This is a genomic window from Ruminococcus sp. 1001136sp1, assembly GCF_039841815.1.
GTDB classification, from domain to species: domain Bacteria; phylum Bacillota; class Clostridia; order Lachnospirales; family Lachnospiraceae; genus Blautia_A; species Blautia_A faecis.
The window spans coordinates 134,500-144,354 of sequence record NZ_JBDPGY010000012.1 but is presented as its reverse complement, the minus strand read 5'-3'; the positions used below and the strand labels follow the sequence as shown (position 1 = coordinate 144,354).

Annotated in this window: 10 protein-coding genes and 1 rRNA gene; 1 reads left to right on the top strand and 10 read right to left on the bottom strand. The window is 42.9% G+C overall.

Annotated elements, in window-relative coordinates; genetic code table 11:
• The 4 genes from ABHC48_RS12560 to ABHC48_RS12545 form a co-directional block, all read right to left on the bottom strand.
• Positions 1-67, bottom strand: a 16S ribosomal RNA gene (locus ABHC48_RS12560); the annotation flags it as partial.
• Positions 68-423: 356 nt separating this feature from the next.
• The gene (locus tag ABHC48_RS12555) at positions 424-1,137 is read right to left on the bottom strand and encodes a CvpA family protein (protein WP_179988326.1); all 714 of its coding nucleotides are present in this window, start codon (positions 1,135-1,137) and stop codon (positions 424-426) included.
• Between the two features lie 10 nt (positions 1,138-1,147).
• Positions 1,148-2,392, bottom strand: a complete 1,245-nt coding sequence (locus ABHC48_RS12550) for a DUF5711 family protein (protein WP_118577963.1) — start codon at positions 2,390-2,392, stop codon at positions 1,148-1,150.
• 50 nt (positions 2,393-2,442) lie between these two features.
• Positions 2,443-3,825 (bottom strand): LysM domain-containing protein, encoded by a 1,383-nt coding sequence (locus ABHC48_RS12545; RefSeq protein WP_195699651.1) that lies wholly within the window; start codon positions 3,823-3,825, stop codon positions 2,443-2,445.
• Positions 3,826-4,163: 338 nt separating this feature from the next.
• Here ABHC48_RS12545 and yyaC point away from each other — a divergent pair, with 338 nt between their 5' ends.
• Positions 4,164-4,694: a spore protease YyaC gene (yyaC, locus tag ABHC48_RS12540; protein WP_148463555.1), complete on the top strand. Its 531-nt coding sequence runs from the start codon at positions 4,164-4,166 to the stop codon at positions 4,692-4,694.
• A 141-nt stretch (positions 4,695-4,835) separates the two neighbouring features.
• Here yyaC and ABHC48_RS12535 read toward each other — a convergent pair whose 3' ends face one another.
• From ABHC48_RS12535 to ABHC48_RS12510, 6 genes are all read right to left on the bottom strand, one after another.
• On the bottom strand, positions 4,836-5,774 hold the full coding sequence (locus tag ABHC48_RS12535; RefSeq protein ID WP_118577966.1) for a transketolase family protein: 939 nt from the start codon (positions 5,772-5,774) through the stop codon (positions 4,836-4,838).
• The gene (locus ABHC48_RS12530; RefSeq protein WP_195409599.1) at positions 5,762-6,601 is read right to left on the bottom strand and encodes a transketolase; all 840 of its coding nucleotides are present in this window, start codon (positions 6,599-6,601) and stop codon (positions 5,762-5,764) included. Before ABHC48_RS12530 ends, ABHC48_RS12535 begins: the two co-directional genes overlap by 13 nt.
• 88 nt (positions 6,602-6,689) lie before the next feature.
• Entirely contained in the window at positions 6,690-7,343 is a 654-nt protein-coding gene (fsa, locus tag ABHC48_RS12525) for a fructose-6-phosphate aldolase (protein ID WP_021924793.1), read from the bottom strand.
• Positions 7,344-7,616: 273 nt separating this feature from the next.
• Positions 7,617-8,750: a LacI family DNA-binding transcriptional regulator gene (locus ABHC48_RS12520; RefSeq protein WP_195699650.1), complete on the bottom strand. Its 1,134-nt coding sequence runs from the start codon at positions 8,748-8,750 to the stop codon at positions 7,617-7,619.
• 20 nt (positions 8,751-8,770) lie between these two features.
• Entirely contained in the window at positions 8,771-9,367 is a 597-nt protein-coding gene (recR, locus tag ABHC48_RS12515) for a recombination mediator RecR (RefSeq protein ID WP_118577969.1), read from the bottom strand.
• On the bottom strand, positions 9,367-9,723 hold the full coding sequence (locus ABHC48_RS12510; RefSeq protein WP_021924790.1) for a YbaB/EbfC family nucleoid-associated protein: 357 nt from the start codon (positions 9,721-9,723) through the stop codon (positions 9,367-9,369). The genes recR and ABHC48_RS12510 overlap by 1 nt, the downstream gene beginning before the upstream one ends.
• Between the last annotated feature and the right edge of the window lie 132 nt (positions 9,724-9,855).

The following is a 9,855-nucleotide window of genomic DNA, read 5'->3' as shown; positions in this document are numbered from 1 at the left end:
GTTCGACTTGCATGTGTTAAGCACGCCGCCAGCGTTCATCCTGAGCCAGGATCAAACTCTCTGATAAAGTGTTTGATGTACTCAAGACAACCAACTAGCTTAGTTATCTCTCGTCATTACTGTTATAAAAAGTTCATTCATTCGAATGATGATTCGTTAAGAATTTTCGAGAATCGTATGTGTTTCACTGTTTAGTTGTCAAGGTTGTTTATCTGTCGTTGTCTGTCCGACAGCTTGTTTATATTACCACAAGCATTTTCGTTTGTCAACAACTTTTTTTAATTTCTTTTAAAAAACTTTTGAAGTTTTTCAAAATGAAATCCCGCTTCCTCAGAAGCGAGATTCAGTATATCATCAGAGTTGCCATTCGTCAACCCCTTTTTTCAATTTTTTTGATTTTTTTACATTATTTGACATTTGTGCTCAATTTCCGTAGAAAACACTCATAAACACTTTCACAAATATATTCTGATTATACAGGAAATTCAGTACTGTATCCTGCTCAACAAGAGCCATTCCCTGTTTTCCAATCGTAGTATCACAGAGCAGCGTCAGGATCAGAAACCCGATCCAGATAAAGATTATGCACTTCGCACCACCCACTACACCTCCGGCAATTTTATTCACGCCCTTTATCACAGGAAGATTTGTCAGAACATTCAGTATATAACTCAACAGTCTGATCACGATTGCAGAAATTATAAAGGATAAAAGAAATGATATTCCATTTACGATCATGACAGCCAGCGAATCTGCTATATATTCCGCAAACGTACTGACTGCAAGATAGCGGTATGTCTCTGCAGTATTATTTTCCATAAGAGAAGTTTTCAATATGTCCGGAAGTTCCATTTTTTCCATTATCTGCGTCTGTTCTTCTTTATCCAGAGCTTTCTGGCTGCCTGTCTGTTCCATGACCAGTTCCTGGCAGTTACTCTGAACAATATTATAAACAGGTGTATACTCTCTCACAAATGTATTTACATATGGATTAATCACCCATACAAGGAGAAAGGATATGATCATAAAAAAAGCAGATACGATTTCTTTTACAAAGCCTCTGCGAAATCCGGAAGCGCATGCAAAAATAATCAGTGCAAGCACCACAATGCCAAGCCAAGTCCAGCTTATGTCCATTTCATTCTCCTTAACTGAGTTTTATCACATTTACACCAGTATCCATAACAAGCAAATACTTATTCCACCCCAATTTGAAAAAGTCTTTCACTGTTCCATCCACACTTCCAAAATATTTCTCGGAACCGTTGCTATTCAACACGCAAAGCTGGGAACTGTTGTACATAACAATATAATCATCACTCATTCTGATAGTGGTATATGGAATATTAAAATCCTTGCTAAATTTCAGTTTGCCAGCAGAAGAATATACCTGCATGGTATACTGTTTGTCTTTGCTGTCATTTTTAAATACCAGACCAATGTTGTTTTCATCATAAAAAGTACTGATAATCTCCTGCTCAACCTGGACTGTTTTCAGTTCTTTAGGAATCTGGCGCCCGGAATATATGGTAAATCCATCATCCCGAAGTGCAACTGCATTGCTGCCAAGATACTGAATCTGCGGAACCACAACTCCATCATATGTGTATCCGCTTACAATACGGTCGTCTTCATTCTGTCCAACTTCTCCGAAATTATAAAAAGCTATGTAACTGGTGGTCTCGCTGCTGTCCACAAACTGATATGCCACCATCATCACAACGCCATTATCTGCCAGTGCCACATCCATAGGATATCCAGGATCCTGAATATTAGTCTGATTTTCTGCCACAAGACTTCCATCTAAATTGTAAAAATTGATCCAGGTGTGGTCGCCGCCATCCAGAATTGCCGCTGCCATTCCGGTTTTGGAAACTTTTGCCTTCACAATACTGTAAGAAGTAGATACAGTCCCGGTAATTCCATTTTTGTCAAGAAAAACCATGGATGTACCATCTTTATCAGCAATCACGGCACAGTCACCGCAAACATCTGCCACAGGATTCTGCATGTCATATGTCTGGGACCATACAGTTTCCAGCTTGTTGTTTACCAGAGATACCTCGTCGGAACTATAACGCAGAATCTTACCTGACAGATAGGTGTACTGGGTGGAAACAGTATCCTCCTGCTCACTGGTCACCTGTACTTTATAGTTTCGGTAAGTTCTTTTTTCCAGAAAAAGAAAGCCTGCCAAGACCACAAATACAGCAATCAGTATCACGGCAACCGGTTTCAGCACAGCTTTCTTTCTTCGCAAAGCAGCTTTGATTTTTCTTCTCGCAGCTTCATTCCCACCGGCTCCGGCCTGGGCTTTTTCCAGATGGCGTTTCTCGGCCAGAAGTCGTTTCCGCCGCAGTTTCTTTTTGATATTTTTGAATGTGTTTGCCATAATTTAACCTTGCCTTGTATTTTCTATTTTTTCGATTATACCACATCCGGTCAAGGTAATACAATCATTTGCCCCGGATAAATCACCTGGTTTTCTTCCAGATTATTCAGGCGGCAGATTTCCGGGATGGCATCCATATTTCCATAATGGGAAATACTGATCTGGTATAAAGTATCGCCTGGTTTGATCACATAAGTTTCGTATATACCGTCAGATGAGGTCTGTGCACTGGAATCCGTCTGTTCTTCTACGTTGGTGCTCTGTTTCTTTATTTTCCGTTCATCAGCTTCCTGGGAAAAAGTTTCCGTCTGATCCACCGTTTCTGCCGGCTCCTCAGCTTTTATCTGTTCTGCTGCTTCCGCCTCATTTGCAAAATCAGATTCGCTGTCCTGCCAGCTATTCCCGGTTTCATCACTTATTTCTGTATCGGCGGCTTCCTGCGTTATTTGGGGAGTCACCGAAGCATTTCTTTCCAACTGCTCTTCCGGACTTTTCTCCTGTTTGGAAACATCCTGTATCTGATTCGTGTCATTTTCTGCCTGCTTTTCTTCTGATGCATCTTCCTCTGTTTTTCCTGACATAACAGTCACTGCATAATCATCTTCAGGCTGCACCGGCAAGCCACCGTAATTTCTGTAAAAGCCCGCACCTACAGCTAATACAGCAAGTACCAGACAGGCCGTTGCTGCATATGAAAAAACAGAGGTACGCTCCATTTCCTCCTGGGGCTTTTCCTCTGTCTTTTCTGCTTTCTTTGTTTTCTTGTTCCGGATGATTTTCCGAAAAGATACAACCGCCTCGTCAGACACATTTTCTGTAAATTCCGGCGCAAAATCTTTATTTTTTTCAATCATGTACTCCTGCATCAGCGGATTTTTCTCATAATAAATGTAATATCCCCGCTGCCGGACCATAAGGCCATTTTCAAAGAAGAAGAAAGCTTCTTCTTTTTCTGCAGGTTCCATAAGCATAAGCACTTTTTCACCGCCAAAATACCGAAGATGGATTCGGGTCAGCAATTCGTCTGTTTCCATATACATCTGAGGGCGCGAAAAAAACCAGCCTGTTATTTCCTGTCCCGGAAAATATTTTGCCTGGTCTTCCTGTATTTTTGCCCATATTTTTTCAGAGAAATCAATATGATCTGATGCAGCTTCCATATCTTCCACCATCAAAGCTCCCCGGATGAAAAGATAGGTTATACCATTGTTCCATTTTGTTTCGCCTGTAAAAACAGCTACACAGCCTTGTTCTTTTCCGGAACCGACCGCATTCCTGGCAAGCCTTGTCAGAAATGTGTATACGTAATCTTCAATATAAATACGCATATTTCCGGTTGTCAATCCTACCTGACGTATATTTCTCGGCAGATTAAAAAGATTTTCCCCATTTTTCGCCTCCTGTTTCTCTTCTTTGTAGATAACTTCTATCATAGTCACATCACCCCTTCGGGTATGAGAATATCACATGAGAAATGCAGATTTTAGCGGAATATAAGACCTGTTTCACAGAATTTTGCGACAGTTTTTGCAAAGGAAATATTTGTCGGGATGAAGGGTACAGCGAACTGCTGCAATTGAATTCCGGCAGAATGTCACGTAAAGTGCAGCATATAGATTTCGATATGTTTTTTTGTACTCAGCCAGGTGCATATTTTTTCCAGATATAGGATAAGATGGATTATATCAGACAGCTGCAGCTGCAAATTATCGTTCATAAGTAATCGGGCAAGTTTGCTTATTTATGAAATTTTTAAAGCAGGAGAACTTTTATGCCTTTTTATGTAAATACCCAAAAACCAGATTCTTCCAGAGAAATTGCACGGCTTCTGGGAAAATGTATTAAGCGTCATAAACGGGACTGGACTGAAATTGTGTTTTTGTGCATTGGAAGTGACCGGGTAACCGGAGACTGTCTGGGACCTTATGTGGGCTATCGTTTAAGTCAGCATCAGCTTCCAGGAATTTTTGTCTACGGTACATTAAGTCAGCCTGTTCATGCCGTCAATCTGTCCGATATAACGGACTTTATTTCAAAGAACCATCCGTTTGCCCTTGTAATTGCTATAGACGCGTCTCTAGGCGATGAAAGACATTTGGGCTATGTGACAATCGGAAACGGCTCTCTTTACCCAGGTGCGGCTGTTCAGAAAGATCTGCCGCCTGTGGGGGATATTTATATTACTGGAATTGTAAATATTGCAGGAATTCTGGAATATCTGACTTTACAGACAACAAGACTGTCCACTGTGATCACGCTGGCTGACACCATTGCACAGGGGATTCTCGGAAATTTTATATAACAATACGGCAAACAGAAGCTTTCACTTCCATTTGCCGTATGCTTATTTAGCATATCACTTTTTTGAATTTCCAAAAGGTTTTCTGTAAAAACAGACATAACGCCTGCCGGCGCCAGCACCATATAGGAAAGGTACAGCCAATTAGATAAATGCTTTGATCTGTTTATAGATACCGGCTGCATCAAGACCGTATTTCTCAAGAAGAGCAACAGCCGGGCCGGACTCTCCATAAACATCATTGATACCAATACGTTTAACCGGTACAGGAGCTTTCTCAGCAAGGCACTCGCATACAGCACCACCAAGGCCGCCGATGATGGAATGCTCTTCAACAGTAACAACTTTGCCTGTTTCTTTGGCAGCTGCTACAACAAGTTCCTCATCGAGAGGTTTGATGGTGTGGATGTTAATAACCTTTGCTTCGATTCCTTCTTCAGCCAGTTTCGCAGCTGCTTCCAGAGACGGAGCTACGCAAAGTCCGTTTGCAATAATGGTAAGGTCTTTTCCCTCACGGAGAACAATACCTTTGCCAAGTTCAAATTTATAATCCGGGTTATCATTGATAACCGGAACAGCAAGACGGCCAAATCTCATGTAAACAGGGCCCACATGCTCATAAGCTGCCTCTACCATTGCTTTTGCTTCAATATCATCAGACGGGCATGCAACAATCATTCCAGGAATTGTACGCATAAGTGCAAAATCCTCGCAGCACTGGTGTGTAGCACCATCCTCACCAACGGAAATTCCGCCGTGGGTAGCACCAATCTTAACATTCAGCTTCGGATATCCAACAGAGTTGCGAACCTGCTCAAAGGCACGTCCTGCTGCAAACATAGCGAAAGTACTTGCGAAAGGCACTTTTCCAGTTGTTGCGATTCCGGCAGCAATTCCCATCATGTTGCACTCTGCGATACCGCAGTCGATGTGGCGCTCCGGAAATGCTTTCTTAAAGATTCCGGTCTGTGTAGCTGCAGCAAGGTCAGCATCCAGAACAACCAGATCATCATGTTTTTTTCCAAGTTCTACAAGAGCGTTACCATAACTTGCTCTGGTGGCAATCTTCTTTACTTCTGACATAATGCTTCACCTACCTTTTCCAAATCTGCCATAGCCTGTGCGTACTCTTCATCGTTCGGAGCTTTTCCATGCCAGCCAACCTGGTTCTCCATGAAAGATACCCCTTTGCCTTTTACTGTTTTCATAACGATCGCAGTCGGCATTCCTTTCACAGTCTTTGCCTCGTCAAAAGCAACGCGCAGCTGCGCCATGTCATTTCCATCAGCTACATTTATTACATGGAAATTGAATGCTTCGAATTTCTTATCGATCGGGTATGGGGAGCATACGTCCTCAACTTTACCATCGATCTGAAGACCATTGTTATCAACGATCACTACAAGATTGTCCAGTTTCCTTGCTCCTGCAAACATTGCAGCTTCCCATACCTGACCCTCCTGGATCTCGCCGTCTCCAAGAAGTGTGTATACACGATAGCTGTCATTTGATAATTTTGCAGAAAGTGCCATTCCAACCGCTGCAGAGATTCCCTGTCCAAGGGAACCGCTGGACATATCGACGCCAGGAATATGCTTCATATCCGGATGTCCCTGAAGGTAAGATCCGAGATGACGAAGTGTCACCAGATCCTCTTTCGGGAAATAACCTCTCTCAGCCAGTACAGAATACAGACCTGGTGCAGTATGACCTTTGGAAAGGACAAAACGGTCGCGATCTGCTTTCTTCGGATCCTTAGGATCAATATTCATTTCCTCAAAATAAAGATAAGTAAATAAATCTGCTGCTGATAAAGATCCGCCTGGATGACCAGCTTTAGCAGCATGCAGTGCTGTTACGATGTCTTTGCGGACTTCGTTGGCAACTTTCTGAAGCTCTAAATTCTCCATTTTCAATTCTCCTTATTATTTCCCTTGATATCATGATGTGCGAATCACAACCGGATTGAATTCTTACGTAAAATAATTTCTCGGTTAATTATTCTCCAAATACAGCCTTGTAATCATTCTGGAATTTAACAATACCAGCGTCTGTCAGCGGATGATGAGTCATCTGCTCAAGTACTTTAAATGGTACAGTAGCGATATCAGCACCTGCAAGTGCACACTGTGTTACATGCATTGGATGACGAACACTTGCTGCGATGATCTCGGTATCGATGCCTGCAACTGCAAACATATCAGCGATCTGGCGAATCAGCTCAACACCGTCTGTAGAGATGTCATCCAGTCTTCCAAGGAATGGAGATACATATGTAGCACCAGCTCTTGCTGCAAGAAGTGCCTGGTTAGCGCTGAAGATCAAAGTTACATTTGTCTTGATACCTTCTTTTGAAAGAACTTTAACTGCTTTCAGACCTTCGCATGTCATAGGAATTTTTACAACCATGTTTGGATGGATCTTAGCAATCTCACGTCCCTCACGGATCATTCCCTCTGCATCTGTTGTAGTAGCTTTAACCTCGCCGCTGATCGGTCCATCGACGATCTCTGTGATTTCTTTGATTACTTCGTTGAAATCTCTTCCCTCTTTCGCGATCAGGGATGGATTTGTAGTTACGCCACAGATAATTCCCATATCGTTAGCTGCCTTAATATCCTCTACTTTTGCTGTGTCAATAAAAAATTTCATGATTTCTTCCTCCTAAATGAATTAGACTAGAGCGTTGCAGCGCTTCCTTTATCTTGCACTGTTCATATGCTTTCATTATAGCAGACTTCATTTACAGGTCAAGGCAGAGAGCAAATTATTAATAAAATTTCAATTAATAATTTCATCTATTATTAATCATTCTATAGTTTGTTAGTATGGTATCAATCAATTTTCTACTGTATCAATCAGTTTTTCCAGCAATTTTACCAGATGTTTTTTTTAAATTATTACTAATAATTTCCAGTAAATTATTTATTTAAACTTATTTTCTTCGGATTTTTCGTTTATGGGATCCGGTTTATCCATACGTGCATAACCGGTGGTTTTTCGCACAATAATCTTGGGATTATACTCAATATTATATACACTTGTGGGACGGATGCCTTCCCCGAAACGGATGCCTGTATCGATTTTCCGGATGATAATGTCACAGGCATCCCTGCCCTTCAGATCAACGAAGTGATCAATGGTAGTCAGTGACACTCTGCGAATTCCGGAATAAAAAATATTGTCGCAGCCGATCACAGATACATCCTTCGGCACTCTCAGACGGGCATCCTGAAGAGCATCCACAGCACCAATGGCCATCATGTCATTCTGTCCGGCAATGGCAGTAAATCTGCTGCCATCCTCCAGAAGAGACCTGGTCAGGGCATAGCCCATAGAATACTCGGAATCCGTCTTAGGATTGCGACGGTCAACGGATTCGTCAGCAGCCCGGATGATCACATGTCCGGAAAGCCCAGCCTTCTCAAACTCACGGACAAAACCATCCACTCGTTTGGAACGCTGCCACTGTCTTCTGGTAAGCGGCGGCGTAATAAAGGCCACATCCTGATGTCCCAGATCCAGCAGATGCCTCGCCATAAGTCGTCCCACTTCTGTGTTGTCCTGATTAATAGCATCTACTGTACTGATTTTTTCTTTGTTGCTAATGATGACCAGCGGAATGCTTCTTGCCATCTCTTCTACCTGGCTGATATAGTCCGGGTGGGGATTGCAGGCATAAATGATCCCCTGGGGTGCCATGGCGCGTATCATGCGCAGATACTTCTCTTCCAGCCTGGCATCACGCTGGGTATTGCAGATGAAAACTCCGTAGCCACGCTCGTTGGCTACCGCCTCGATTCCCTGAAGGAGCATCACATAGTAAGGGCTGGTAATAGTTGGGCAAAAGACAACAATCATTTTTTCCTTTTTGTTCTCTTTTTTATTTTTGTGGCCCGGAAGCTGATAGCCCAGTTCTCTGGCCGCGCTTTCCACTTTTTCCACTGTTTCTCGGGAAAAAGAAACATTGTACTTATGGTTCAGAACCATGGAAACCGTTGCCTGGGAAACTCCCGCTTTCTCTGCCACATCTGATGAAGTCACTTTTTTGCGTGCCACAAAAATCACCTCCTGCCATCTTACAGTTCTACCCTGCCCTCCAGTGCCCGAAGCAGGGTAACCTCATCAATGTATTCCAGGTCACCGCCTACTGGCACACCACTGGCAATACGGCTGACCTTGATCCCGGTGGGCTTGATCAGCTTACTGATATACATTGCTGTAGTCTCTCCCTCCAGACTGGAGTTGGTGGCAATGATCACTTCTTTTACATCTCCCTGAAGTCGCATGATCAGCTCTTTCAGCTTGATATCATCCGGACCAATTCCCAGCATAGGGGATATTGCGCCGTGAAGTACATGATAAACTCCATCAAATTTACCGGTTTTTTCATAAGCAGCAAGATCCCTGGTGTTCTCCACTACCATAATCGTACTGTGATCTCTTTTGGGATTGCTGCAGATTGGGCACATTTCTTTATCCGTAAGGGTGTAGCAGCACTTACAGTACTGTACGTTCATCCGGGCATCGGTGATGGCATTGGTAAGCTGCTGCACCTGTTCCTTTGGCATATTCATAATATGAAAAGCCAGGCGCTGGGCAGACTTTGCCCCGATTCCCGGAAGATGGGAAAACTGCTCGATCAGTTTATTGATATGACTGCTGTAGTATTCCATCAGAATGGAAGACCCCCGCCAAGTCCTCCCAGACCTCCTGTAAGTTTGGACATTACAGCCTGGTTCTCCTGCTCAACCTTGCGAAGTGCTTCATTAGTTGCTGCAACAATAAGATCTTCAAGCATCTCGATGTCATCCGGATCTACAACTTCCTCTGCAAGCTTCACCTTGGTCACTTCTCTCTTACCTGAGATAGTTACTTCTACAGCTCCGCCGCCGGCTGCTGCAGTAAACTCTTTCTCCTCGAGAGCTTTCTGGTTCTCTTCCATCTGGCGCTGCATTTTCTGCGCCTGCTTCATAAGGTTATTCATGTTTCCTGGCATACCCATGCCTGGAAATCCTCCACGCTTTGCCATTACAAAGTCCTCCTTTAACTGTTCTGATTTCATGCTGGATTCCGCATTTCTGATTTTTCAAACAGACTCTATAACATTTGCGGCAGCAAAAATCATTTTTCATAACAATATTCACATTTTCTGCAAATATTA